Genomic DNA, 24,639 nt, shown 5'->3' on the forward strand with positions numbered 1-24,639 from the left:
ATGCGGTTGATTCCGAAGGAAATCGAGAGCCTCTGGACACTTTTCACCGCGCCGACAATCTGGGCGGTGCATTTCCTTGTCAGCTATGTCCTCGTGGCGGTCTATTGCGAGAAGGCCGCGGCAGCGGGCTTCACGTTCGCGCAGATGCGCCTGGCACTCGTCCTCATCACGCTTCTGGCCCTTGCCGGTATCACGCTTTCCGCGTGGCTCGCGTGGCGCCAATGGGGGTTTGGCAGCGGTGACCCACCACACGACGCTCCCACCCAGGAGGACCGGCTGTTGTTTCAGGGATTTGCGACCTTGCTCCTGTCCGGGCTCAGCTTCGTCTCCGTCGTGTTTGTCGCAGTCCCTCTGTTCTTCATCGAGACGTGCCAGCCATGAAGACCGTCGCGCTCATGGCAGGAGGCCTGTTGATCGCGCTCACGCCGGTTGCGCTATATGCCTCCTTCGACGGTAGCTCGTTTACGGTGCACATGTTGCTGCATATGGGCATCGTCGCCGTGGCGGCACCGCTGCTCGCCTACGGCATAATGGACACCCAGTTCGATTTCTCGGGAAGGGTTGTGTGGATGACGCCGGTTCTCGCCTCGGTGATCGAGCTGATCGTGGTCTGGATTTGGCATGTTCCGGCATCGCGGGCACTGGCGTCCGCCAGCGCCCACGTCTCGCTGCTGGAACTCTTCAGTTTCCTCGTCGCTGGATTTCTCCTCTGGCTCGTTTGTCTGAGGCGCGGCCATAATGGTGAGGGACGTTTGGCCGGGACGATCGGGCTCCTCTTCACCTCCGTGCACATGACACTGCTTGGCGTCTTGCTCGCACTGGCGCCACGACCGCTCTATGGCAGAGGCGAAGTCAGTTGCTTTGGCATTCGGCTGGACGCGGCCTCCGACCAGCAGATCGGTGGCGTTGTCATGCTTGCTGTCGGCGCCGCTTCCTACCTCATGGGCGCCGTCGTTCTACTTTACAGCGTGCTTCGCGAGAAAGGCGACGTGGTGGGCGAGGAACGGGGATGGTGATCGGATGGAAGCAGACCACTGTCCTTGTCCTCGGAGCGGCGGTGGCCGGGCTTTTCATTGCATGGTCGGGACTGATCGGCATCAGTGCGAGCACGGGCCACTGGAAGGTTACCGACTGGTTCCTGCACTGGGCGATGCGATCCTCTGTCCGCACCGCTGCCATCGGCACGGAGGTTCCGCCATTTCACGACGGCATGCTGCCGATGGCAGCGGGGCACTTCGAGAGGGGCTGCGCCATTTGCCATGGTTCGCCGGCAATGCCGTCTCCGGCAATCGCACGTGGGATGCTGCCAGTGCCGCCCGATCTGAAGACGGTGATTCCGGGCTGGACCGATGCCGAACTCTTCCAGATCGTGCAGCATGGCGTGCGCTTCACCGGAATGCCGTCATGGCCCGTCACAGAGCGTGAGGATGAGGTCTGGGCCATGGTAGCGTTCCTCCGACGCTATCCTGAGCTCGATGCCTCATCCTATGGCCGCCTCGCGGGCCACGCGGCCTCTTCGGCACATGAACCGGGACGGACGCCGGAGACCTGCAACGACTGTCATGCACCGGACCAGCTTGATCGAGACAGTCTGATTCCCCGGCTCGACGGCCAGTCACAGACCTATCTGAGGGACAGCCTCGCAGCCTATGCGGAGGGAACGCGCCGGAGTGGCATCATGGCCGTCGCCATCCAGTCGCTGACGGAGCGGGAGCGCGACGCCCTGGCCCTACATTTTGCCGAGAAATCCGCCTTCGACCTGCAGACGGGGCCCCCTCCGGCACAGGTCGGCAGAGGCGAGCAGATCGCGCGTTTCGGCGACCCCGGGCGGCGCATTCCCGCATGCCTGTCCTGTCATGACCGGGAAAATGCCAACCCGGCCTATCCAAGGCTCTCGGGCCAGCCTGCCACCTATCTCGCGGCACAACTGCGACTGTTTGCTGATGCGAGAAGGGGCGGTGGACCTTATCGAGCACTGATGGAACGGGTTGCGGCCAATCTCGACGAGCAGGACATCGACGCCGTTGCAGGCTATTTCTTTGCACGAAAGCCAATCGCCGTTGAAGGTGCGTCCAGGTCCGGGAATTAAATTCCGCGCAGTAAGGAAATTCTTCGCCAGCAGCGCGACGCGGCAATCCCGCGTCGTCCCGTAGGACGGAGCGCGCTCGGGAGAGGGCGCACGAAAAGATCAGGCGGCGAATTGCTTCATTGATCCAGGAAATCTGTGCTTGCAACTACGCGCTCGATGGCCGGGCCGCGCGGCCACGGGCTTGGCGATACATGATCCAAGATCTCCTGCGGGGATGGCGGAGTCTGTCTATCTTATGCTGCTGAAGCCGGGCGGGTAGCCGATGTGGGCAGTGGCGTCCTGCACCCGTCCATTGGCGGTCTGCCGCCCCGATGGATTGGGAGATCATCCCGGAGGCTACAGCGATCAGGCAGCGGTCCTCTTACTCGCAAGCCGCTGACTGTTTGCCGCCGCTTCCTTGTCGGAGCCAGTTTGCTGTGATGTCGGGCAATCGCCTTCATCCACAGCAGACGCCGCCGAATTACCTTCGCCGTGGCTGCTGGTGTGCCGATTTCGCAGGTAGAGACTTCACTGCCTGGCGATTGCTCGCAGCCGGCTCAGGTGTGATGGCCGCCTCGTCCACGGCGTTCACATATCTTGGGTAGATCACCGACGGAGATTGGGGGCCGTAAGAAGAAAAAGCCGTGGCCGGGGATGCTACTGCCCTTTCCTTCGCGAACCATACGATCGATGAGAACCTCGAATCTGAAATTGGCGAGGGAGTACAGCTATCGTTCGACTCCCCGATAGCGAGCGTTCTATTCGCCAAATTTCATGCCGGCAGGGAACAAATCGGGCTACAGAGGTTTCGACAAAGCGCCTGTAGTGAGGAGTTCGCGATGGAGGCGTCAACCGGAACAACCGTTTCCGCGGCACGGTACCGCTCCCGCCGCGCGAAGCCTGACGGAAGCATCCTTGCCTGTCGTAAGATCATCGGCTGGAGGTTATCGCCACATGGAAGAACAAAGATGGAGCATGGCCGTTGTGCTGGAGACCGGCGAGAGTGGCAGGTTGCGTGCAATATGTAGCACGGCCGAAGCTCTCCGCTTTCTGACGGACGACTGGCCCGTTAACCCCGGCCCTGCAAATCGCCTGGGCCGAGCCGCCTGTCTCGCCGTGCTCAAGGAAGGTATGCCCGTTGATCATGCGAGAGAAGCGTTCGTCGCGGCTGCAATGGAAGCCGGAATTCTCAGCAAAAGCTGAAAAGGCGGGCGACCCACGTCCAGACTGTTCTCTCCATCCCACAACAGCATGCATCCATCACCGGCGTGACAGCGTCGTCATCGGAGTTGGGCGGCGCACCACTGGCAACGGCCATCAAGCGTGATGGCTTAACGCCGATTGATGGTGGGAAGATACGTCTCTAGTTCCTGCAGATCTTTATCTGATAGTGGGGAAACATGGCGCTCCCAGAATGCTCGCGCAGCTGCAGGCTCGGAGTCCCACTTGCGGATGGAGAGCTTGTTATCATCGATGACTGCACGACGTTGACCCCCCAGTCGAACATACTCGGCTGCGATATCTTTGAGGGAAAGTGTCTGCCTCTCGTCCATGCATCAGTCCTCCAGATGCCGCATTCACCAGCGTGCGACCTTATGGCTAACGAAAAAGTGCCGAGATTGTTTCCAGCAGGAGCCGGTTGAGTGAGCCGGTTGATTGCTTCCCCGGGACATTAAAGTGCCGAGAAAATCTTGACCGGAAAGCGTGCGTGGCCCCGGCCGAAAACAGTCCGGTAATTGCTTACGTCGCAACTGTGCGCCCGTCATACGATCGATCTCCTAGCGGCCGGCGCGGGCGGATTTCGCTTGGGCTGTGCCTATGCGAGTTGGCGAACCGACGTTAAAAGGAAGGCCTGCAGATTCTGCTGGAGAAGGCACGGGGCGAAATGGGTCGGAAGCCGGCAACTTTGAAGGATGTGGCGGCGCTCGCCAATGTGTCACGTGCTACGGCTGCGCGCGCCCTTAACAACTACGGTTATGTTGGCGACGAGACAGCGCAAAGGGTGCAGGCAGCTGCGGAAAAGCTGGGCTATCGCGGCAACCGATTGGCACAGGCGTTGCGCAATGGCCAGCTGCCTATTGTCGGATGCATTCTAGGGGACATCCAGAATCCGTTCTTTGCCCGAATCGCGCACGATATTGAGGTTGTGGCGCGGCAGTCCGGGTACAATCTGGTCATCGGGAGCAGTGAAGAAGAGCTGGACCAGGAAATGTCGCTCCTGGCAAGCCTGCAGGCACTCTCCATACGAGGCTTCATCGTCGCACCCACATCGGCTGACAACAATGCGCACCTGCAAGGACTGATTGCGGACAACATCCCACTGGTACTCATCGACCGGGTGGCCAAGGGCATAGAGTGCGACAGTGTCGTCGTCGACAACGAGGGTGGTGCGCACAAGGCAGTCCGATATCTGATTGGCATGGGGCACCGCCGCATCGGACTTCTGCAGGATGATATGCGCATCTTTACTTCGCGCGAACGCATGAGCGGCTACCGGGCGGCATTGGCGGCCGGCAACATTTCCCTGGACGAGCGACTGGTTGCAGTGTCGCAATCGACGGTAGAGCACGCCGTCGACGCTACGATCCGCCTTTTCAGCCAGAAGACACCCCCGACCGCACTCTTCACGGTCGACAGCCTGATGACGCAAGGTGCTCTTCTGGCCTTTCGCTCCATGGGGATTTCCATCCCTCATCATGTGTCGTTGATCGGATTTGACGATTTTAACCTGGCGACGTTCACCGATCCGCAGATCACCGTCGTCTCCCAGCCGGTTTCGGAAATCGGACGTGCGGCGGCACAGCTGCTGTTCGACCGTCTCTCCGGCAAGTCTCACCCGCTGCGGAAAATCCGCTTTGAAACCAAGCTGATAATTCGTGGTTCCGTGAGCCACTGCAGCGCCGGCTGAGGCGCAAAGCGCTTCGATTTTATTTTTGACAGCCCCACTTGCCAGTATGAAATTCTTGTGCCTTTAATGTGTGTGAGATCGATCTCACACAGTCTCAACGATTATTTGCGTGCCCATGTGAGTTGCTCAAAGACGCCTGGAACGCAAAACGGGAAGGTTCTAAATGCTCAATTTCGATAGGGATCGCTTTATAAAGATCCAAAGCGGCGCGGTTGCAATCGGCAAGGACATGCGTGTTCTGATGCGGGACCTGCTGAAGGGCGGTCTCGAACGCATCTTCTTCATGGGGACCGGCGGTGTGCAGTTCCTGACGCAGCCGGCCATCGAGTTCGCTCGAAATGCGACGCTCTTTCCGGTGTCGGCGGCCTATTCTGCGCAGGTTGTTCTGGAGCCGCCGGCCGGACTGAACGAGAAGGCACTCGTCATCCTACCTTCGCTTTCGGGCACCACAAAAGAAAGCGTGCAGCTTTTGTCCTTTCTCAAGGCGCGCGGCGTGAAGACCCTCTCGCTCACCGGCCACAGGGATACGCCCCTCGGGCGCGATTGCGACTACAACTTCACCAACTTCGCAGAAGACGATACGTCGTCGGAATCGTTCTACCTCCAGACATTGCTGCTTGTTCTCGCATTGCTTGCCGAACGCGGCGAGTATTCTGATTTCGATTCGACTGTGGCTGAACTCGAGTTGCTGCCCGAGCTCCTCGTTTCAGTGAAGGAAAGCTATGAGGCCGAAGCGGCGGCCCTTGCCAGGGAAATCAAGGACGAAACCTACCACATCTTCACGGGTGCTGGTTCCGTCTGGCCGGAGGCGCACTATTACGGCATGTGCATCCTGGAAGAGATGCAGTGGATCCGCACGCGTCCAGTTCAGGCATCCGACTTTTTCCACGGCACGCTGGAACTGGTCGAGCCGGGTGTCAGCCTCTTCATCTTCAAGGGCGAGGATGCCTTCCGGCCGCTTACGGATCGTGTGGAGTCCTTCGCCAAGCGCTACACCGACAAGGTGCGCGTCCTGGATGCGGCCTCCGCCGACCTTCCAGGCATTTCGGCCAGAACGCGCAGCTTCATCTCGCCCGTGATCCTGGCGACAATGCTTGAGCGGCTGAGCGCGCATCTGGAGGTCCTGCGTGATCACCCGCTCACGACCCGCCGCTACTATAAACGTGTTGAATATTAGGGTTTTTCCGGTCCGGCAGTGATGCCGGGCCGATCCATCCGTGCATGCCTGACAGAAAAAACAACAGAGAGGAACTGCGAAATGAAAGGCAATACGTTTTCACGCACGAGCAACCTAGCGGCGCTTGCTGCCGCCACCCTCGTCAGCGCCGGCGTCAGTGCTGCAGGTGCTGCCGACCCGGCCGTGGCCGATCCGAACGCGGCTATCGACTATTCCGGGACAGTCAGCGTACTGACGAAATTTGGCCTGCAGCAGCTTTCTCCTTTCTTCGTCAACGCCGCCAAAGCATATGAAAAGCTTCATCCGGACGTGACGGTCGAGCTCATCCAGGAAAGCGACGACAGTGTGAAAGGCAAGACCAAGGCGCTCGTTGCGTCCAATTCGTTGCCTGATGTCTATTTTACTTGGACCGGCAGTTGGGGTGAGAATTTCGTGCGCGGCAAGCGCGCTGTCAATCTGACCCCTGTCATCGGGCCAGATACGCAATGGGGTAAAACGCTAGCGGCCGCCGCAGTTTCCGCCTTCCAGTACAATGACAAGCTCTATGGCATTCCGCTTTACCTTGATGCCAAATTCATGGGCTACAACCGGCGCCTATTCGAAAAGGCGGGGATTGGCGAGCCTGCGACTTTCGAGGACCTGCTGGCCGCCTGTGCGGCCTTCAAGAAGTCGGGCATAACGCCGGTATCTTTCGGCAACAAGGAAGGCTGGCCGGGCGTGCATTATGCCGGACAGCTTCTTGCCTACAACGTCTCGCGGGCGACGCTCGAGAAGGATTTCGTGCCGGCGACGGCCGAGTTTGCCGATCCCGGCTATGTCGCAAGCCTCCAGCAGTTCAAGCAACTGGTTGATGAATGCTCTGACGGAGCGGGGACGAACGGGGCTTCCTATGCTTCGGCGCTGCAGCAATTTAGCAACGGCAAGTCCGCCATGTATTACCAGGAGATTATCGAATTCGACCAGGCGACGGCCGAAGGCGCGCTGAAGCCTGCGGACTTCGGCTTCTTCAAGCTGCCCGCGCCGAAGGATGCCAAGGGAGATATCAAGGCCATCGAAGGGGCGCCGGAAGGCTACATGATCAATGCGGCCTCGGAGAACATTCCGCTTGCGATCGACTTCATGCGTTTCGTCACCTCTGCAGAGAACGGCAAGGTTCTGTCGGCGCCGCCTTATGGCCAGCCCAGCGCGACCGTCGGCGGCTACTCTGCAGACACCATGAACCCGGCTGTTGTCGATGGCCTGAAAGTCATCGCCGATTCCTCCTATCTCATGCCCTGGCTGGACACTGCTAACCCGCCGCGCGTGGCGGCTGCGTGGCTATCGGGTCTGCAGGCATTGATCGGAGGCACGCTGAGCCCGGAAGAGGTCATGCAACGTGTCAAGGAAGCGGCGGCTTCGTCCAAGTAGAAATAGGCCTTCGATGACTGTCATGAAGCATGAGCAAACCGGTGAAGTCGACAGGATCGGCTTCACCGGCCCGAGCCGGGCTGAGAGAGACGGGCCCGGCCCGGCCACCGCGGTCCTGTCGTTTCGCTGGATCCTGGTCGCCTTCGTCCTGATTCTCTGGTTCGTCTACTACCCGATCGTTGACAACTTCGTGGTCAGCACGAAGGAGCAGGACATCTTCACCGGCGAGACGGCTTTTGTCGGACTGGACAACTACCGCCGGCTACAAGCCGATCCGGTAGTCCGGACCGCCCTTGTCAATAACACGCTCTATGCCCTCATCTCCGTCATCTTCCAGGTTCTCGCGGCCTTCGTCCTTGCGGCCCTGATCGAGGGGCTGAGCCAGGAGAGATGGCGCCGTTTCTGGCGGGCGGTGTACTTCGTACCATCGGCTATCTCGATCACCGTCGCGGGCCTGCTCTTTTATTTCATCTATCAGCCCGACATTGGTCTTCTGGACGCAGCACTGACCCTTATGGGACTCGATGGCTGGTCGCGGGCCTGGCTGGGGGAGGAAGAGACCGCAATCTACGCCATTGTTGCCATGAGCCAGTGGCAGGGCTTCGGCTATTCCACTCTCTTGTTCGCCATCGCGATCCAGAAAATCCCGCGTGAACTCTACGACGCGGCCATCATGGATGGCGCAGGGACCTGGCGGCGCCTGTGGAACATCACATTTCCGCTCACGCGCGAAATGACCGGACTGATGGTGATCGTCACGATTACCGGGGCCTTCCAGGTGTTCAACGAGGTCATGGTGATGACGGGCGGCGGGCCGAACAACAGCAGCCAGGTGTTGGGTACATGGCTGTACCAGCAGGGCTTTATCGAAAACGACTTCGGCTATGGCGCCGCCATCGCTTCGGTCATCTTCGTCATTACCCTCCTGACAGGCTTCGCACAGCTCTGGTACACGAAGAAGAGGAGGGTCGAGCTGTGAGCGTACCCCGTCAATCGCGCGAAATGGATCGCCCAGACTTCCTCGCCGTACTGGCAAAAGTCTGCCTCGTCACCTTCCTGTCCAGTCTTGGCATAGTCGTTATCTATCCGCTTATCTGGATGGCGTTGAGCGGCTTCAAGTCGAATGGCGAGATCTTCGGAAATCCGTTCGCCCTGCCGAGCGGCTTGAGCCTGGAAAACTATGTCGCGGCCTGGAACCAGGGCATTCGGAACTACATCGCAACCAGCATCATCGTGACGTTGGGATCGGCAGCCTGTACCGTGCTGACCAGCGCCTGGACCGCCTACGGCCTGACCAGATCGAAGCTGCCCGGCAAACCGTTCTTCGTCGGCATCGTGCTCGGGGGGCTCATGCTGAGCCCGACGGTCGCAGTCATTCCGCTTGTGCGGATGATGCAGGACCTTGGCCTCTACAATACCTACTGGGCACTGATCATCCTCTATACCGCCTTCCGCATCCCCTTCACGACCTTCCTCATCCGCGCCTACATGCTGGGACTGCCGCGTGATCTCGACGAAGCCGCCATCATGGACGGGGCCAGCGAGGGTCAGATCTTCTGGAAAGTGACATTGCCGCTGTGCAAGCCAATCCTGGTGTCGTGTGCCATCCTGCACGTGCTCTTCGCCTGGAACGAATACCTCTTCGCAATGATCTTCACCAGCGGTGCCAGTTTGCAGACGCTGCCGGTTGGCCTGACCTCGATCATGGCGAAGCACGGTACAAACTATGCCGTCGTCTTCGCGGCCATGACGCTCTCGGCGCTTCCCATCGTGATCACCTTCTTCGCAGCCCAGCGCTTTTTCATTCGCGGGCTTGCCGAAGGCATCGGAAAATAAGGCGGATCTCATATTGGAACGCAACCAGATCATCGGCGCGAACTTTTCTTTCCAGCATCATTCGTTTCGCTGGACTGCAGAAAATCTCCGCGCCCTGGGTTTCGACCGGATGGAACTATGGGGTATTGCGCCACATCTGGACCTCTTCCACGACAGTTGCGGGCGGCTGGCCGAGGTAAAGTCGATCCTTGGCGACAATGGCTTGACCGTCCGGTGCTTTACGCCCGAGCAGGTCCTCTATCCCGTCAACATCGCCTCCGGCGACGGCGCCTATCGCCAAGCCAGTGTGGAGCGGTTCTTGCGCGCGGCCGATCTTTGCGCGGAACTCGGGGCGCCCTACCTCTTTCTGACGCCAGGCCGGGGATTTGAGTCTGAGAGCCGCGAAACCGCCTGGGCGCATTCGGTGGAGTCGGTCAACCGGATTACCGCGCATGCGAGATCTCTTGGCGTGTCCTGCCTGCTTGAGCCTCTTCAGCGCGTCGAAAGCAATATTGTCAACACTGCGAGCGAGCTTCGAACCTTCTGGCGTTCGCTTGATGGGGACGACATCGACGTTGTCCTCGATGTGGTGGCCATGGCCACAGCCGGCGAGAGTATCGCCGAGTATTTCGAGTACTTCGGAGCGCGCATCGCACACGTCCATATTGCCGATGGAACGCCGGCCGGGCATTTCGCCTGGGGGGATGGCAATCTGCCGCTTCATGACAACATCGCTGCGCTGCGTGCGCATGGCTTTGCGGGCACCCTTACTTTCGAGCTCTTTGGCAACGGCTCCTATGCCCTCCATCCCGTTTCCGCCTGGCGGCGTTGCCTGGCCGCCATCACCCCCCTTCTCCACCAAGCGGATGAAGCATGACGAAAGCAAATCCACAGCTGATCGCCGTTGGCGACAATTGCCTTGATGCCTATCTTACCAAGGGTTTTGTGACGGTCGGCGGCAATGCCCTGAATGTTGCCGTGCAATGGCGGCGGCGAGGCCTGAATGCGCGTTATTTCGGGGCGTTGGGCCCGGATGCAGAGGCCGATATCATGCTCGCTGCAATCCGGGAGGCGGGTCTCGACGGTAGCGATATCGAAGTTCGTCCCGGTGCCTCGGCAGTGACACTGCTTGTCGATGATGCGGGTGAGCGACGTTTCCTCTTGGAATCTCTCGGTGTGGGCGAGGCGTATATTCCGAGCGCCGAACGCTACGAAGCACTGCGACAGGCCGATTGGGTTCATCTAGGAACCAATTCCAATCAGGAACTCGTTCGTCGCCTCGTCGCCGACGGCGTACCCTTCAGTATTGACGTCTCCACGCGCCATTTCGACCTCTCGCTAGACGGCGTGCCGCTGGTATTCGCTTCCGGCCCGGATCGGCCCGACGACCCGGTCGAGCCGCTGATTGCGCATTTCGCGCAGGCAGGGGCGCGCCGGGCCGTGATCACCTGCGGCAAGCGCGGCTCCTTCTATGCCGAGGCGAACACGGTCGTCATGGCGGGTTCGATGCCGGTCCCCGTTGTCGATACCTGTGGGGCCGGAGACAGCTTCATTGCGACGTTCATCATGTCGCGCTTCTTCGAGGGTTTGTCCGAGCAAGCCGCTCTTGACCGCTCCGCACTAATGGCATCGGAGACCTGCACTCATCTCGGCGGCTTTCCGCAGCCCATCCGGCCGATTCCGGGGTGGCTGCTCGCAAAATATGACAGCGTCATACGGACCACGGATGGGGCAGATAGATGAGGACTATAACATTGAGGCCACCGGTTGCAGCCGCAAGGAAGGATCGTTCCTACTGGCTGCAGAGCATCGAGGCTGAGGCCGCCACCTCGCCTTTGCAGGGGAGTGCGGAATGCGATGTGGCCATCGTCGGCGGGGGCTATGCCGGGATGTGGACGGCCCTGCGGATCAAGGAGCACGCACCCGAAACGCGGATCACTGTGCTGGAAGCGGATTTCTGCGGCTCGGGTGCCTCCGGCCGCAACGGAGGGCAAGTCCACAGCTGGTTTGCAGAAGTCGACATGTTGCTCGCGCTCGTCGGCGAAAGCGATGCACTCATGCTCTGTGATGCGACCGCCGATGCCATCGAGGAGCTGAGGCACCTGCAGACATCGGGTGCGCTCGACATGGACCTTCGGCTCGACGGCTGGCTGTGGACAGCAAGCTCGACGGCCCAAGAAGGGGCCTGGGGGGCGGCCTACGACCTCTGCCGCGCGCTGGGCAAGGACCGTTTCCGCCTGCTTCAGCGCGACGACATCCTGCGGCGTACCGGTTCCGGCGTATCGTATGCCGGGATTGTCGAGGATCGCGCGGGCACGGTTCAGCCGGCAAAACTCGCCCTCGGTCTGAGGCGACTGGCGCTTGAAAAAGGCGTCACCATTCACGAGAACAGCCCGGTGCTGGAAATCGCACCCGGTCCGCGTCCACACCTTCGCACAGCTGGCGGTACGCTTTGCGCCAGCAAGGTGGTTCTCGCCGCCAATGCCTGGCTATCGGCCATACCCGAGTTGCATTCCTATCTCTACGTGGTCAGTAGCCAAGTTGTTGCGACAGCGCCCGCCCCGGAGCTTCTCGAGCGTATTGGCTGGATGGATGGTGCTTCGATCTGCGATGCCCAGCATCATGTCCTCTATTATCAGCGAACGCGGGGGGGCGAGGTGATCTTCGGGCGCGGCACAGGCGGCATCGCCTTCGGCGACCGGATCGACGGGCGTTTTAATCGTGACAGCGGCAAGGGAGCGGACAACATTCGCGAGATGCACCGGGTCTATCCCGAGCTAAAGGATGTCCCGGTGCTCTATGATTGGAGCGGACCGATCGACTGCACCGCGCAGCACCTGCCAGTGTTCGATCATCTCAGGGACCACCCAAACATCTTCTATGCAGTGGGTTTCAACGGTACCGGCATTGCGCAGGCACCGGTGGCCGGCCGGATCATGGCAAGTCTTGTTCTTGGTTATGATGATGTGTGGAGCCGATGTGGACTCGTCGGCATCAACAAGAGAACGCGCTTGCCGCCAGAGCCTTTGCGTTACCTGGGCGCCCGCGTCGTGCGACGCGCTATTCGCCGGAAAAATGATCTTGAAATTCTCAACCGGAAGCCAGGCCGGCTAACGCGCTTTCTGGCAGGCCTTGCGCCATGACGGTAGCCGACAAGCGCGCAAAATCAATAAGCGGAGCGAGACACGATGACTGATCTGTCGCTGAGAAACATTCGTAAGGCATACGCCGATCTCGAAGTCCTGCATGGGATTAACCTGGATATCATGGCCGGGGAGTTCATTGTGTTCGTCGGTCCTTCGGGGTGCGGAAAATCGACCTTGCTACGCTGCATAGCAGGTCTCGAGACCATTACATCCGGCGATCTTGTCATCGGCGGCTCGCGGATGAACACGGTAGCGCCATCCAAGCGCGGCATCTCCATGGTATTCCAGTCCTACGCTCTTTATCCTCATATGACAGTCTATGAGAACATGTCGTTCGGATTGCGCATCGCGGGCGTATCCAAGGCCGAAATCGACGACCGTGTCAAAAAGGCTGCGGCAATCCTGCAGTTGGACAAATACCTCCTGAGGCTACCGAAGGCTCTCTCCGGAGGGCAACGGCAGCGGGTGGCCATCGGAAGAGCGATCGTCCGCGATCCGAAGGTCTTCCTGTTCGACGAGCCACTCTCCAACCTCGACGCTGCATTGCGCGTGGCAACACGGATCGAGATTGCGAAGTTGAAGCAAAACATGCCGGATGTGACCATGATCTATGTCACGCACGACCAGGTCGAAGCGATGACCTTGGCGGATCGCATCGTCGTCTTCAAGGACGGCAAGATCGAGCAGGTCGGGACGCCCATCGATCTCTACAAGAGACCGGCCAATCTTTTCGTGGCGCAGTTCATCGGCTCACCGGCGATGAACATTCTGCAAGGAAAAGTCGTCAGAAAATCTGGCGAGCTTGTGCACCTCGTGCTGGACTGCGGTCTTTCGCTGGGCGTGTCCGCCAAAGGTTCAGCGGTGTCAGTGGGAGACCGGATAAGCATCGGAATTCGACCCGAAAACACGCAGGTCGTGGCATCCGGTCATGCCGGACCACTGCTGAGTGGCAGGATCGACCTGGTAGAAAATCTCGGCGAAGTTCAGCTGCTCTACGTCGACTTGGGCAGCGCGACCAACAAGTACATTATCAAGGCACCGGGCGAAAAAGCGTACACAAGAACGGACACGGTGCATTTCACCGCGCAGGCGGGTGACATCCACGTCTTTGATGCCGCCGGTCTCTGTGTCACTGGTCAGATTCTTGAGACAAGTCCACTTGAGATATAGCTTCAAACCATGCCCGTCCAAGTTGCTGCTTGCGCCTCCAAGTTTGGTTCGACCAGCCCGACGGCGCGGGCGGGCGCGGTCCCGCAAGCCGTCTCGACGCCTGCGACACAAAGAACCTCAACTGCAGACCCGCTAGCAATGCCAGACAGAGCTTGATGGGCTTGAGAAGCGTTGTTGGTCACCATGCTCTTCGGCGGTGATTGCGAGATTCAGGATGGTGGCTGATTGGCGGGCATGACCAGCACCGCTCGACGTCAGCGCTTCGCGCGCCCGCATGCACCTCACCGTGGCGACACGGGAACGGGTTCTCCGTTTCGCTCTGTTGAAGACCCGCAACGCCACCTTCTTCGACGGGCCTGATGCCATCGGACGTCTCTCGAAAACCCGGAGCTTATTCTCCACCGCAATCTCCACTCAAGCGCCCCTGAAACGACACCACCTACACGGACGCTACGGCCGAGCTTATTTTAGAGTCCAGCTCTCCTTGTCAAAGCCCGTCCCTAGACCTTCAGAAGTCGCTCGGCACTCACGGGCAACTCATCTCCGACACGCGCAGCTCCAGGAAGTCCCGTTCCGCGCGGTCGGTCTGTCGACGGAATCTTGTCAACTTGGCACCCTGTCGGTGATTGGGCGGTTGGTCGCGCGGGCACCAGCTCTAACAGATGTTTCGCAGGAACTATTTGAAGCCTGAGAGGTTCGTCCAGCCGTTCTGGCGTGAATTGAATGCCACGACTGTCGCGGCACCGGCTGGATCGCAGATATGGGAAGGAGTCTCTTGATGGGTGGCGAGAAAAAAAAGGTGACGATTGTTCAGCACAATGGCAGCTGGATTGTACGCGCCATATTCGACAGATATTCGATTCATCGTGCGTTTGAGACGGAGGACGAGGCCCGGGAAACGGCAAAGCAGATGTCCTCCGAACAGCTCAGTGACGAACTGTCCGGCAAAGGACAGTCAGGCGCACGCTTCAGATCGGCAGCCGGGCGAGGAATCCCACCCTCTGATTCAGCTATCTAGCCAACAACATTGTCGAAGACGCCATTGCAGGCAGTCCCGAATACCAGCGTTCTTGTCGCCAGGAACAGGGTAATGCCTTGTTCGCTGGTCGAAAATCGTGTCGGCGATGCGCAGGTGGCCTAGCCCCAGGTACCTTCTGCAACATGGATGCAAGCGACCCGCCACTTCCAACGGCGTCTTCGGTCCGTTAATAGCGCGCGCTCTCGCGGCGAAACCGGTAGTGGCCCTCCGATCGGTTCATGCCCTTGGCGATCGCCTTGTTGATCTCGTCGTGGTTGCAGGTCTCCGGGTCGAACTTGCTGCCCACCCACCGGCGCATGGCTTTATGGTCGTCGTGCGAAGCGGTTTTGATCGAAGGGGTCGTCATGCGAAGATCATGGCGGGCGTGGGCGTACTTGGCCACCAGGAGAATAGTGTCAAGGACCGTAGCAGAATGCACCCGATACCAGAGGATTTGGACCGCACGGAGACGGGCCTTCCCCGAAATGGTTCAGGTCGTAGACAGCTCTAGTAACCTGTTAGCTGTACTGTCCACTGAGCTGGCGGAGTTGTGTGGCCAACCGAGGAAACGACTTGTCGAAATACCAGTCGAGGGGATAGCGCACGAATTCGTGTCGCGTGTGCGCTCCAAAGCTGCCAAATCGTTGGTAAAGAGTCTTTCCGCCTTCCGTTGCCGCATCGGTATCAAGATGCATGCCCTGACAGGCCGCAGTTTCAGCACCTTCCAGGATCAGAAGCTTCGTCCCATGTGGGTGGCCGCAGGGATCGTAGGTGACCCGAAAGAGCTTCACCAGCCCGTCGCCGCCCCACGTCAGTGCGATGGCCGATTCGAGACGACTTTCCAAGGTGTTCTCCTCAACCCCTTTGCGACGCGCTGCGACTATGCGCGCTTGCGGCGGCTGGCGGTTGACTGCATCGCTGAGCAGGGCATGGTCGAGGGAGGGGCTACAATAATTGCGTTTGCCCGCCCGCTGCAGGTTGTCGACGAAATACCGGATAAACTGCGTAGGAGAAATTTCAATGACGTCGAGATCCCTCCTGGCGGCACGCAGCGCCGTTCTAAGCCTGGCGCCCTTCATCGAGGCTATCAAATCGCCGCTTTCGCTCGGCGGCGAATAGACGAATGTTGTTTGCGGCCAGGTGCGGAAACCGGCCCCCTGGAACGCTCTCTTCAGGATCTCGATATCTTCGGCATGCGGCCCAGCCGTAAGGCCGAACAAAACGTTGCCTGGAAGTTGCGCGATGAGCTGTCGGATAATGCGGAGTTTTTGTCTGTCACTCGCACTGTTGTCGGTAATGACGCGATGCAAGTAGGAGCAGGGTGCATGACCGCCGCGCCATGTCCCCCGTTCGTCCTTCGCCGCGAAATACTCCAACGCCCCAACGACCGTGCCGCGTCTCACAATTTGGATTTCCCTCAGGATTCCGTCGGCCCCAATTTCCCTGGTGACGGGGGCCGTACCGTACAGAATATGACTGAGGGCGGAGTGGATCAGCTTGTTGAGTGCAAACCGAAGCTGCTCCCGCAGAACAATCCACACACCGGTATGGTGCCTTAAGGGTTTCCCCAGAGGGAGAACTTTGCTCATGGTGTCTGTCATGGAGCGCCCGCCATACTGTCCCAGGTGGTAGAACTGGCCTGATGCCGCCGCGGCTTGTATGCCGCGACACGATCGAAACCGCTTACCCGGGCGGGCGTGAATCCTCATCATTGTCCTGGTCTGTTTCGCGTTCACGGCCAGACGGGTCCAGATGGCCCGTGACGTCCTCTGGCCCGGTGTTCACCGTCGGCTTTGCGCTTGTCACGCCGGAGCGATCGGCTTGGGACGGCGCGTACTGGCCCTTCGCATTGTTTCGAACCTTTAGCGCGTCTGATGGCGAACTGCGCTCCGGATCGGCGTTGTTTTCGCCCGCTGCATCGCGGTCCACATCGGGATCGTCTTTCGCGGGCAGATATCCGCGCGGTCGGCTGGCCTCGGGCCCTTCCCAACGCGGTGACTGTTCAGTCGTGCCAGGCGCACCATCTTTAGGTTTTTCTATACCCATGGTCAGTCTCCTCTGTCGCCTGAAACCTGCATGGGAAGAAGAAGTTCCATTCACCACATCATCCGGCGGCAGGAATTTCGATCTAGCTCTTTCTTGAATGCTTTGAACATATGCGGGGGCGCTGTTTGTTCGACCAGAAGTCTCCTAGCAGCGACCAGCATAGCGCGCGCACAGACAAGGGGGTTCAGGAGGCAATACTCTCCGGCACAGACGCCAGATTGCGGTGCACCTCGTCGCTGAATGGAACAAAGCTTCCTTGCTGTCGTTTGCGGAAAATAAACAAAGGGAGGAAATTCGATGAAGCGGTTCTCAGTGCTCATCTTGGCAATTGGAATGTTGGCTGGATGCACGCCGACCGAACGGGGTGCAGGAATCGGGGCGGCCACAGGTGCCGTCGTCGGGGGAGCGGTTACCGGCAACGTCAGAGGCGCGGCCGTCGGTGCCGCGATAGGAGGCGTCTCGGGTGCAGTCATCGGTAACGTCGCGGGGCAACCGGGTCGCTGCTACTATCGTGACCGATACGGGCGGCGCTATATAGCCGCCTGCTAGCCAAGGTTCGCAGTGCAGTGCGGCGCCGCGCCAACGCCTCAGGACTGAACAGGTGGTCAGCCGCCGACGAACCGTTGCCGTTCCGATTCGCAGCAGCCCCGGGTTTCGCTGCATGCGCCGGGTCGTCTTCGCGCCAGCCTGGATCTAGGTGATGGGCGAGGTCGAAGCAAGAGCGTGAGCGTGTTTGTTCCGTCCGCAGGCGGCGCGAACATCCAATGGCGCGATGGCATGCCGGATGAGAGCAAAAGTGCCTGGGGTTGCCTGCCTCGAGGATACGCCGCACCGAGCGTGCTTCAGCCAGCCGTCTCGACGATCGGCGGGATCTGAACCACCTTCAATTCCAGTGTATCTGAATCGATGATCTCGAAAACGGCATCGAGCATCTTCGGCACATCCTGGCGCACCATCTCGATGTGATCGCCGAGCATGGCCACGAAAGGGTCCCAGTCAAAGCAGCCGAGATGCGGCATGGCTGCAGCATACTCACCCGATCGGCGGATCCAGCGCATGACCCCTTCGAGTGAAATGGTGGAGTTGACAAACATGCCCCTGGGCAGGATGGTTCCTGCCTCGGCAAGCTGCCGCATGGCATTTTCCGCCTTCTCTGGCGCATAACCACAAGTAAGGACGAGGTCTTCGTCAACACGAATTCCCGCTTCGGCATGGGCGGCACGGAACCCCCTCACACGCTCGGAGGTGTTGTGATCGGTTCCGCGACCGCCCACGAAGAGAAGCGGCGACTTCACACCGAATTCTCGCTCGCAATTCGTCAACACCCGCCGTGTGAGCTCCAGCGCACCACCAAAATTGTCGGAGATGACGGAAGGTGCGCGCGATCCTGGCAGGTCGAGATTGACTGTTCGTACCCCGGCGGCCGAGCACAGTTCGACAATTCGATCCGGATCCGTCGCGCCCGTGGCGATCAGGCAGTCGACCTGGTAGGAAAGCATGGCACGCGCCGCTTCCATCTCCAGAGCGGGATCACGGCGAGTACAGGTGACGATGGGAAAAAGGTCGCGTTCGCGCGCCATTGCCTCGAACTGCTCGACAATGGAGCCGAAATAGCGGTTGTCGTATTTGGGAACGATCATCCCGATGATCTTGGATCGCTCGCGCCTCAGCACGCTCGCCTGCATGTTCAGTGCGTAGCCCTGTTCCTCCGCGAGCTTGGTGATCCTTGCGGCGAGCTGGGCGCTGATTCGGCGCTTTTTCCAGTTTCCATTGAGGATAGCGCTGACCGCACTGGCCGAGGTCCCGGCAAGCTCGGCCAGATCGTAAATCGTTGTCCTCTTCGTCTGGGTCGCGCGCTTCACAATTCGTTCTCCACTTCGCGCGTCACCTTGACATCAATGGGGAGAGGTGGCAATTCTGCTTCATCGATTGAGCAAGCTTGCGCAATCGATGAAGTCGCCAGCAAAAGCGGAGCTGACTCAGGGGAGGAGTCGGATCAGAACCGAGTCGATCAACGCGGCAGCGCCAAGCTGCAACGACCGATTTGCTGCGCCATGACGGCGTGGCCGAACTTGGACTGAGCCGGGACAGCATCCTGGAAAGCCGCAACTCGCCGGCCCATTGTTTGTGGAGGAACCTTATGAACACGCTTACTTATTTGCTCGCCACGACCGGTCTGGCCGTGTCTCTCGGTGGCGCCGCAATGGCGCAAGAAGCAGCAACCGTTGCCTTTCTCATGCCCGACCAGGCTTCTACCCGCTACGAGCAGCATGACTATCCGGGGTTCAAGGCGGAAATGGAGAAGCTGTGCCCATCCTGCACGGTGATCTACCAGAATGCCAACGCTGACGTTGCCCTCCAGCAACAACAGTTCAACTCCGTGATCGCTCAGGGTGCGAAAATCATCGTCCTTGATCCCGTGGACTCCGCAGCAGCGGCGGCGCTGGTCGAAATCGCGCAGTCCCAGGACGTCAAGGTCATTGCCTATGATCGGCCGATACCCGACAAGCCGGCAGACTACTATGTCTCCTTCGACAACGAAGGCATTGGCCGCGCCATTGCCCAGTCGCTCGTCGACCATCTAAAGGCTACCGGTGTTCCGGACGGGGCCGGGGTGTTGCAGATCAATGGTTCCCCGACCGATGCGGCCGCGGGCCTGATCCGTGACGGTATCGATTCCGCACTCGATGCATCCCCGTACAAGACACTTGCCGAATTCGACACCCCCGACTGGGCGCCACCAAAGGCGCAGGAATGGGCTGCAGGGCAGATTACCCGCTTCGGCGATCAAATCAAGGGGATCGTCGCGGCCAACGACGGGACCGGTGGTGGCGCGATTGCCGCTTTGAAGGCAGCAGGCGTCAAGCCACTGCCCCCGGTGACCGGCAACGACGCCACAATCGCCGCGTTGCAGCTGATCATCTCGGGTGATCAATACAATACGATTTCCAAGCCGTCCGAAATCGTCGCAGCAGCAGCGGCAAACGTCGCCGTCAAGCTGTTGAAGGGTGAGACGCCAGAGGCGCCCAACAAGCTTTACGACACGCCCTCGCAGCTGTTCGTTCCTGCTGTCGTCACGGCCGAGAACATCAAGGCCGAGATCTTCGACAAGGGCATCAACAAACCTGAAGAAATCTGCACAGGCGAATATGTTGAAGGTTGCCGTAAACTCGGCATCATCAACTAAGCTCCAGGCGTGTGCCTGGCCGCGCTTGCCGCGGCCGGGCGCCCCTTTCGGTTGAAAGGTCACGAGGCCATGACGATCACTACCCAGAACCTTCCCGCCAGGGGCGAGCCCGTGCTGAGGCTGCGTGGCATTTCCAAGAACTTCGGCGCCGTGTCCGCCCTGACGGACATCGAGCTGGACGTGAATGCGGGCGAAGTCGTTGCCCTCGTCGGCGACAACGGTGCCGGTAAGTCGACGCTCGTCAAGGTGCTTGCCGGCGTACACCAGCCATCGGCGGGCTCGATCGAATTCTGCGGGCAAACCGTCACGCTGGACAATCCTGCCAAGGCTCTGGATCTCGGGATCGCCACCGTCTTCCAGGACCTCGCTCTGTGCGAGAACCTCGACGTCGTCGCCAATCTTTTTTTGGGTCACGAACTGTCGCCATGGCATCTCGATGAAGTGGCGATGGAAGTGCGCGCCTGGACGCTGTTGCGCGAACTGGCAGCCCGCATTCCTTCGGTACGAGAACCGATCGCTTCACTTTCCGGCGGGCAGCGACAGACAGTGGCAATTGCGCGCTCGCTGCTGCTTGATCCCAAGGTCATTATGCTGGACGAACCGACGGCCGCCCTGGGTGTTGCCCAGACCGCGGAAGTGCTCAACCTGATAGAGCGCGTGCGAGACCGCGGCCTCGGCGTCATCATCATCAGTCACAACATGGAAGACGTGCGTGCGGTCGCCGATCGGATCGTGGTCCTTCGCCTTGGCCGGAACAACGGCGTCTTCTCGCCGGGTTCGTCAAATCAGGAGCTGGTTTCTGCCATCACGGGCGCAACGGATAATTCGGTTTCGCGTCGGCTCGACCGCAAGGCCGGCCTGGTCAACGAGACGAGCGGGGGAGCAGCATGAGCCAGAACGTTTCCGACGACAACTCCCGAGGCCGGCAGCAGCTGGACCGCAGCGATGAGCGCGTGCGCCATGACGAGGGCATCCTTGGCATGGCGCACGGGTTCATTGACCGCGTGCGCTCAGGCGATCTCGGCATGCTCCCGGTTGCCGTCGGGCTGATCGTCATCTCAATCGTCTTCTCGGCACTCAACCCGGTCTTTCTTGCGCCCAATAATCTGGTGAACCTCCTCTTCGATTGCGCCACCGTCGGCGTGATATCGCTCGGTATCATCTGCGTGCTTGTGCTCGGCGAAATCGATCTGTCCGTAGGCTCGATGAGCGGCCTTGCGTCCGCAACCGTCGGCGTACTGTGGGTCAACATGGGCTGGCCTGTCGCCGGCGCCATCATCGCGGCGCTGCTGTTGGGGGCCTGTGTGGGGCTGCTCTACGCAACCCTTTACAATCGCCTTGGAATGCCGAGTTTCATTGCCACGCTCGCCGGTCTTCTGGCTCTGCTCGGCATGCAGCTCTACATCCTGGGGGCGTCCGGCTCGATCAATCTCCCCTATGCCTCGCCGCTGGTCCGGTTCGGACAGATCCTTATCATGCCTGACTGGCTCTCCCACGCGCTGGCGCTGGTTCCGGGTCTGGTGATGATCGGCAAGGGGCTGAGCACGATGCGCCAGCGGCAAGCCGCAAACCTCTCGGCACAGCCCCTCGGTGCACTGATCCTCAAGGCCGTCGTCTTGACAGTCGCGCTCGAGCTGGCCGTCTTCTACCTCAATCTCGGCCGTGGCGTGCCATGGATGTTCGCGCTTTTCGTCGCGCTGGCAGTGATCCTCAACTATGCGCTGACGCGCACGAAGTGGGGCCGATCGATGTTTGCGGTGGGCGGAAACAAGGAAGCGGCGCGCCGTTCGGGCATCAACGTGAAGCGGATCTACATGAGCGCCTTCATGCTCTGCTCCACGCTGGCAGCACTTGGCGGCATTCTCTCGGCCTCTCGCCTTGCTTCTTCGAGCCAGCAGGCCGGTACCGGTGACGTCAACCTTAACGCTATCGCAGCCGCAGTCATCGGCGGCACCAGCCTGTTTGGCGGACGCGGCAGCGCCTACTCGGCTCTGCTCGGTATCATCGTTATCCAGGCGATTTCGAATGGCCTGACCCTTTTGAACCTCAGTTCCTCGCTTCGCTACATGATTACTGGCGGCGTGCTGGCAATTGCGGTGATCGTCGACTCGCTGGCACGGCGCTCCCGCGTCAGCCATGGCCGCGCCTGACAACCGATAGGGAATGGAGTTTTGAAATGGCAGACCTCATGAAGGGCAAAGTCGCCGCCATCACCGGTGCGGCCTCGGGCATCGGTCTCGAGTGCGCTCGCACGCTCCTCGATGAAGGCGCAAAGGTTGTTCTGGTCGATCGCGCGCAGGACAAGCTGGAGCAGCTTTGCAAGGAGCTGGGAGCGAACGCGCTGCCGCTGGTCGTCGACCTGCTCAGGCCCGCGGACGTTTCCGGGATGTTGCCGCGCATTCTCCAGATCGCGGGCAAGCTCGACGTCTTCCACGCCAATGCCGGGGCCTACATCGGCGGTCCCGTAGCTGAGGGCGACCCGGATGCCTGGGACCGGATGCTCAACCTGAACATCAATGCGGCGTTCCGGTCGGTCCACGCGGTCCTGCCTTATATGATCGAGCAAAAGACGGGCGACATCCTCTTCACCAGTTCGATTGCCGGGGTCGTTCCCGTCGTGTGGGAGCCGATCTACACGGCCTCGAAATTTGCCGTTCAGGCGTTCGTTCACAGCACGCGCCGTCAGGTGGCCCAACACGGCGTACGTGTCGGCGCCGTCTTGCCTGGACCGGTTGTCACGGCGCTCCTCGATGACTGGCCGAAGGAGAAGATGGACGAAGCGCTTGCCAACGGCAGCCTGATGCAGCCGAAGGAAGTGGCAGATGCGGTGTTGTTCATGCTGACCCGGCCACGCAACGTGACGGTCCGCGACCTAGTGATCCTGCCAAACAGCGTGGATCTCTAGAGTGAAGCCGGCGGCGGCCTTTGGCCTTCCGCCGAAAAATATACCTGAGCAGGCGGTAGAACCATGACAAACATCGCTTCCGCGCAGCCTTCGGGCGGCGAGCGCTATCTTGTTGGCGTCGATGTCGGAACAGGCAGCGCGAGGGCGGGCGTCTTTGACCTGACCGGGCGTATGCTGGCATCAGGCAAGCACGACATCACCCTCTTCCGGGAGGCCGGTTCGATCGTAGAACAGTCGAGCGCGGAGATCTGGTCAGCGGTTTGCGCCTCCGTTCGCGAAGCAGTCGCACGAGCGGGGGTCGCGCCCGAGCGTATCGCGGGCATCGGATTTGACGCGACCTGCTCGCTCGTCGTTCTCGGCAAGGATGGCGTGTCCTTGCCTGTCGGGCCATCCGAGGACCCGAAACGCGACATCATCGTCTGGATGGACCATCGCGCAGTGGAGCAGGCCGAGCGTATCAACGCCAAGGGGCACGACGTCTTGCGCTATGTGGGCGGTCGCATCTCGCCGGAGATGGAGACGCCGAAGCTGCTCTGGTTGCGCGAAAATCGTCCGCAGGTGTTTGATGCAGCCTGGCAGTTCTTCGATCTTGCCGATTACCTAACCTGGCGTGCGACGGGCGACTGCGCACGATCTACCTGCACTGTCACCTGCAAATGGACCTATCTGGCCCATGAAAGGCGTTGGGATCCGGACTACTTCCGGCAGATTGGGCTCGGCGTTATCGCCGATGAGGCGTTTGTTCGGATCGGACAGGACGTGGTAGAGCCGGGAACACCGCTCGGCAATGGCCTGACAGAGCAGGCGGCGACGGAGCTCGGGCTGGTGGCCGGTACTGCCGTTGGCGCGGGCATGATCGACGCGCACGCAGGCGGGATTGGAACCGTCGGTGCCGACGGCCCGCCCGAAAGCAACCTCGGCTATGTCTTCGGCACCTCCTCATGCACGATGACGTCGACTGCCGAACCGGTGTTCGTTCCGGGCGTCTGGGGACCCTATTATTCCGCCATGGTGCCGGGGATGTGGCTGAACGAGGGTGGCCAGTCCGCCGCCGGGGCCGCAATCGAGCAGCTCCTTTCGTTCCACCCGGCGGCGCCAGAGGCTCGCTTGCAGGCAGAGGCGAGGGGCCTGTCGCTGCCAGTGTTTCTGGCCAATTTCGCCACCGGCCAGGCTGATACGCTTTCGGGTACCGTTGCTCTTGCCGACGGGCTTCATGTAGTACCTGAGTTCCTGGGGAATCGGGCTCCTTTTGCCGATCCCCATGCCCGCGCCATCATCGCCGGCCTCGGGATGGGACACGACATCGAAAATCTGGTCGCGCTCTATATCGCCGGGCTTTGCGGCATAGGCTATGGTCTGCGGCAAATTATCGATGCCCAGGCGGATGCTGGTGCTCCGATAGAAAAAGTCGTCATCAGCGGCGGTGCAGGTCAGCTGGATGTCGTGCGCCAGATCCTGGCAGATGCAACAGGCAAACCCGTGCTGGCCACCCGTTCCGGGGAGCCAGTCTTGCTCGGTGCTGCAATTCTCGGATCCGTGGCTGCAGCAGTCCTGCCTGATGTTCGCGCGGCCATGTCGGCACTTTCGGCAACAGATCGCATCTACCAGCCCGCAGGCGGAGAATTCGGGGCAATTCATGCAACGCGGTTCGATGCCTTCAAAAGACTGCAATCGGTTGCACGCCAGATTCGCTAGTCAAACGGCAGTCAGCCGTCGGTCCCGCCTGTGCGGTTCTCTTTCGACATGGTCAGGTCAGGGGCAAGATCTCCTGAAGGATGGAACCAGCCGCAGT

24 protein-coding genes and 1 pseudogene are annotated in these 24,639 nt (G+C 60.2%); 20 read left to right on the top strand and 5 right to left on the bottom strand.

The features are described 5' to 3' along the window. From P0086_RS02220 to P0086_RS02235, 4 genes are all read left to right on the top strand, one after another. The gene (locus P0086_RS02220) at positions 1–381 is read left to right on the top strand and encodes a hypothetical protein (RefSeq protein WP_275782252.1); all 381 of its coding nucleotides are present in this window, start codon (positions 1–3) and stop codon (positions 379–381) included. After that, positions 378–1,016 carry a cytochrome c oxidase assembly protein gene (locus tag P0086_RS02225; protein WP_275782253.1) on the top strand — a complete coding sequence of 213 codons (639 nt, stop codon included), beginning with the start codon at positions 378–380 and terminating at the stop codon, positions 1,014–1,016. The genes P0086_RS02220 and P0086_RS02225 overlap by 4 nt, the downstream gene beginning before the upstream one ends. Beyond that, on the top strand, positions 1,010–2,089 hold the full coding sequence (locus P0086_RS02230) for a c-type cytochrome (protein ID WP_112606010.1): 1,080 nt from the start codon (positions 1,010–1,012) through the stop codon (positions 2,087–2,089). The genes P0086_RS02225 and P0086_RS02230 overlap by 7 nt, the downstream gene beginning before the upstream one ends. A gap of 933 nt (positions 2,090–3,022) precedes the next feature. Continuing rightward, positions 3,023–3,271, top strand: coding sequence for a DUF982 domain-containing protein (locus P0086_RS02235; RefSeq protein ID WP_275782254.1), 249 nt, complete (start codon positions 3,023–3,025; stop codon positions 3,269–3,271). A 128-nt stretch (positions 3,272–3,399) separates the two neighbouring features. Here P0086_RS02235 and P0086_RS02240 read toward each other — a convergent pair whose 3' ends face one another. Next, positions 3,400–3,621, bottom strand: coding sequence for a hypothetical protein (locus P0086_RS02240; protein ID WP_275782255.1), 222 nt, complete (start codon positions 3,619–3,621; stop codon positions 3,400–3,402). 332 nt (positions 3,622–3,953) lie between these two features. Between P0086_RS02240 and P0086_RS02245 the strand changes: the two genes are divergently transcribed. The 10 genes from P0086_RS02245 to P0086_RS02290 all read left to right on the top strand — a co-directional run bounded on the left by P0086_RS02245 (position 3,954) and on the right by P0086_RS02290 (position 14,709). After that, positions 3,954–4,976 carry a LacI family DNA-binding transcriptional regulator gene (locus P0086_RS02245; RefSeq protein ID WP_112606001.1) on the top strand — a complete coding sequence of 341 codons (1,023 nt, stop codon included), beginning with the start codon at positions 3,954–3,956 and terminating at the stop codon, positions 4,974–4,976. Positions 4,977–5,139: 163 nt separating this feature from the next. After that, positions 5,140–6,153 (top strand): SIS domain-containing protein, encoded by a 1,014-nt coding sequence (locus tag P0086_RS02250; RefSeq protein WP_112596602.1) that lies wholly within the window; start codon positions 5,140–5,142, stop codon positions 6,151–6,153. Between the two features lie 81 nt (positions 6,154–6,234). After that, the gene (locus P0086_RS02255) at positions 6,235–7,560 is read left to right on the top strand and encodes an extracellular solute-binding protein (RefSeq protein WP_275782256.1); all 1,326 of its coding nucleotides are present in this window, start codon (positions 6,235–6,237) and stop codon (positions 7,558–7,560) included. A 13-nt stretch (positions 7,561–7,573) separates the two neighbouring features. Beyond that, positions 7,574–8,539 (top strand): sugar ABC transporter permease, encoded by a 966-nt coding sequence (locus P0086_RS02260; protein ID WP_275782257.1) that lies wholly within the window; start codon positions 7,574–7,576, stop codon positions 8,537–8,539. Continuing rightward, complete coding sequence (locus P0086_RS02265; protein ID WP_275782258.1) at positions 8,536–9,396, top strand: carbohydrate ABC transporter permease; 861 nt, start codon at positions 8,536–8,538, stop codon at positions 9,394–9,396. Before P0086_RS02260 ends, P0086_RS02265 begins: the two co-directional genes overlap by 4 nt. 13 nt (positions 9,397–9,409) lie before the next feature. Next, positions 9,410–10,252 (top strand): TIM barrel protein, encoded by an 843-nt coding sequence (locus P0086_RS02270; RefSeq protein ID WP_275782259.1) that lies wholly within the window; start codon positions 9,410–9,412, stop codon positions 10,250–10,252. After that, positions 10,249–11,118 (top strand): PfkB family carbohydrate kinase, encoded by an 870-nt coding sequence (locus tag P0086_RS02275; RefSeq protein WP_275782260.1) that lies wholly within the window; start codon positions 10,249–10,251, stop codon positions 11,116–11,118. The genes P0086_RS02270 and P0086_RS02275 overlap by 4 nt, the downstream gene beginning before the upstream one ends. 116 nt (positions 11,119–11,234) lie before the next feature. Further along, positions 11,235–12,518 (top strand): FAD-binding oxidoreductase, encoded by a 1,284-nt coding sequence (locus P0086_RS02280; RefSeq protein ID WP_275782261.1) that lies wholly within the window; start codon positions 11,235–11,237, stop codon positions 12,516–12,518. Positions 12,519–12,563: 45 nt separating this feature from the next. Continuing rightward, positions 12,564–13,691, top strand: a complete 1,128-nt coding sequence (gene ugpC / locus P0086_RS02285; RefSeq protein WP_275782262.1) for a sn-glycerol-3-phosphate ABC transporter ATP-binding protein UgpC — start codon at positions 12,564–12,566, stop codon at positions 13,689–13,691. A 778-nt stretch (positions 13,692–14,469) separates the two neighbouring features. Beyond that, positions 14,470–14,709 carry a hypothetical protein gene (locus tag P0086_RS02290; protein ID WP_275782263.1) on the top strand — a complete coding sequence of 80 codons (240 nt, stop codon included), beginning with the start codon at positions 14,470–14,472 and terminating at the stop codon, positions 14,707–14,709. Between the two features lie 187 nt (positions 14,710–14,896). On the opposite strand, the pseudogene P0086_RS02295 reads toward P0086_RS02290, so the two are convergent. The 3 genes and pseudogenes from P0086_RS02295 to P0086_RS02305 form a co-directional block, all read right to left on the bottom strand. Then, a pseudogene (locus P0086_RS02295) lies at positions 14,897–15,046 on the bottom strand (plasmid pRiA4b ORF-3 family protein); the annotation flags it as partial. Between the two features lie 181 nt (positions 15,047–15,227). Then, the gene (locus tag P0086_RS02300) at positions 15,228–16,310 is read right to left on the bottom strand and encodes a hypothetical protein (RefSeq protein ID WP_275782264.1); all 1,083 of its coding nucleotides are present in this window, start codon (positions 16,308–16,310) and stop codon (positions 15,228–15,230) included. Positions 16,311–16,392: 82 nt separating this feature from the next. Further along, positions 16,393–16,755, bottom strand: coding sequence for a hypothetical protein (locus P0086_RS02305; RefSeq protein ID WP_345799298.1), 363 nt, complete (start codon positions 16,753–16,755; stop codon positions 16,393–16,395). A gap of 297 nt (positions 16,756–17,052) precedes the next feature. Between P0086_RS02305 and P0086_RS02310 the strand changes: the two genes are divergently transcribed. Further along, positions 17,053–17,304, top strand: coding sequence for a YMGG-like glycine zipper-containing protein (locus P0086_RS02310; protein ID WP_112596588.1), 252 nt, complete (start codon positions 17,053–17,055; stop codon positions 17,302–17,304). 293 nt (positions 17,305–17,597) lie between these two features. Here the strand turns inward: P0086_RS02310 and P0086_RS02315 are convergent, their stop codons facing one another. Continuing rightward, the gene (locus P0086_RS02315) at positions 17,598–18,617 is read right to left on the bottom strand and encodes a LacI family DNA-binding transcriptional regulator (RefSeq protein WP_275782265.1); all 1,020 of its coding nucleotides are present in this window, start codon (positions 18,615–18,617) and stop codon (positions 17,598–17,600) included. Positions 18,618–18,895: 278 nt separating this feature from the next. Here P0086_RS02315 and P0086_RS02320 point away from each other — a divergent pair, with 278 nt between their 5' ends. The 5 genes from P0086_RS02320 to P0086_RS02340 all read left to right on the top strand — a co-directional run bounded on the left by P0086_RS02320 (position 18,896) and on the right by P0086_RS02340 (position 24,542). Further along, positions 18,896–19,942 carry a sugar ABC transporter substrate-binding protein gene (locus P0086_RS02320; RefSeq protein WP_112596585.1) on the top strand — a complete coding sequence of 349 codons (1,047 nt, stop codon included), beginning with the start codon at positions 18,896–18,898 and terminating at the stop codon, positions 19,940–19,942. 69 nt (positions 19,943–20,011) lie between these two features. Next, positions 20,012–20,833 carry an ATP-binding cassette domain-containing protein gene (locus P0086_RS02325; RefSeq protein ID WP_275782266.1) on the top strand — a complete coding sequence of 274 codons (822 nt, stop codon included), beginning with the start codon at positions 20,012–20,014 and terminating at the stop codon, positions 20,831–20,833. After that, positions 20,830–22,092 carry a sugar ABC transporter permease gene (locus tag P0086_RS02330; RefSeq protein ID WP_275782267.1) on the top strand — a complete coding sequence of 421 codons (1,263 nt, stop codon included), beginning with the start codon at positions 20,830–20,832 and terminating at the stop codon, positions 22,090–22,092. The genes P0086_RS02325 and P0086_RS02330 overlap by 4 nt, the downstream gene beginning before the upstream one ends. Before the next feature lie 26 nt (positions 22,093–22,118). Next, entirely contained in the window at positions 22,119–22,847 is a 729-nt protein-coding gene (locus P0086_RS02335; RefSeq protein ID WP_112605980.1) for an SDR family oxidoreductase, read from the top strand. A 63-nt stretch (positions 22,848–22,910) separates the two neighbouring features. Next, positions 22,911–24,542, top strand: coding sequence for an FGGY-family carbohydrate kinase (locus P0086_RS02340; RefSeq protein ID WP_275782268.1), 1,632 nt, complete (start codon positions 22,911–22,913; stop codon positions 24,540–24,542). The last annotated feature ends 97 nt before the right edge of the window (positions 24,543–24,639 follow it).

The sequence above is a fragment of the Mycoplana sp. MJR14 genome (assembly GCF_029210525.1).
Lineage (GTDB): Bacteria > Pseudomonadota > Alphaproteobacteria > Rhizobiales > Rhizobiaceae > Mycoplana.